General features: G+C 54.8%; 1 protein-coding gene. It reads right to left on the bottom strand.

Translation table 11 applies throughout. The features are described from left to right. A partial coding sequence (gene tuf, locus BUB73_RS16500) for an elongation factor Tu (RefSeq protein WP_073161661.1) occupies positions 1 to 1,070 on the bottom strand: 1,070 nt, incomplete at its 3' end.

The following is a 1,070-nucleotide window of genomic DNA, read 5'->3' as shown; positions in this document are numbered from 1 at the left end:
ACGGTGTCACCCGGGGTCACCATTTCGACACCTTCCGGCAGCTGGATGGTACCAGTAACGTCGGTGGTGCGGAAGTAGAACTGGGGACGATAGCCGTTCATGAACGGAGTGTGGCGGCCACCTTCGTCCTTGGTCAGAACGTAGATTTCAGCCTTGAATTCGGTGTGCGGAGTCACAGACTTGGGAGCTGCGAGCACCATACCACGGGAAATGTCCTTCTTTTCAGCGCCGCGGAGGAGGAGACCAACGTTGTCACCAGCCTGAGCGTCGTCGAGGAGCTTACGGAACATTTCAACACCGGTAATAACGTATTCGGCAGTTTCGCCGAGACCGATGCGTTCGACCTTGTCGTTCAGATGAACAACACCGCGTTCGATACGGCCGGTAGCAACGGTACCACGACCGGTAATGGTGAACACGTCTTCGATCGGCATGAGGAACGGCTTTTCAGTTTCACGAGCCGGCAGCGGAATGTATTCGTCGCAAGCAGCCATGAGTTCCATGATCTTGTCCTGGTATTCTGCGTCGCCTTCGAGAGCCTTGAGTGCAGAACCGCGAATGATCGGAGCGTTGTCGCCGTCAAATTCGTACTTGGAGAGCAGGTCGCGAACTTCCATTTCGACGAGGTCGAGAAGTTCAACGTCATCAACCATGTCAACCTTGTTCATGAAAACAACGATCTTGGGCACGCCAACCTGGTGTGCGAGAAGGATGTGTTCACGAGTCTGGGGCATGGGACCGTCAGTAGCAGCAACGACGAGAATTGCGCCGTCCATCTGAGCAGCACCAGTAACCATGTTCTTGACGTAGTCAGCATGGCCCGGGCAGTCAACGTGTGCGTAGTGACGTGCAGCAGAAGTGTATTCCACGTGAGAGGTGTTAATCGTGATACCACGTGCCTTTTCTTCGGGAGCGTTGTCGATTTCATCGAAACGCTTTGCAGCAGCCAGGCCCTTAGCGGCGAGGGTGGTGCAGATAGCAGCGGTCAGAGTGGTCTTACCGTGGTCAACGTGGCCGATGGTGCCGATGTTGCAGTGCGGCTTACTTCTGTCAAAATGTTCTTTTGCCAT

Source organism: Fibrobacter sp. UWH6, from assembly GCF_900142465.1.
Lineage (GTDB): Bacteria > Fibrobacterota > Fibrobacteria > Fibrobacterales > Fibrobacteraceae > Fibrobacter.
This window is presented reverse-complemented; position numbering and strand designations above follow the sequence as displayed.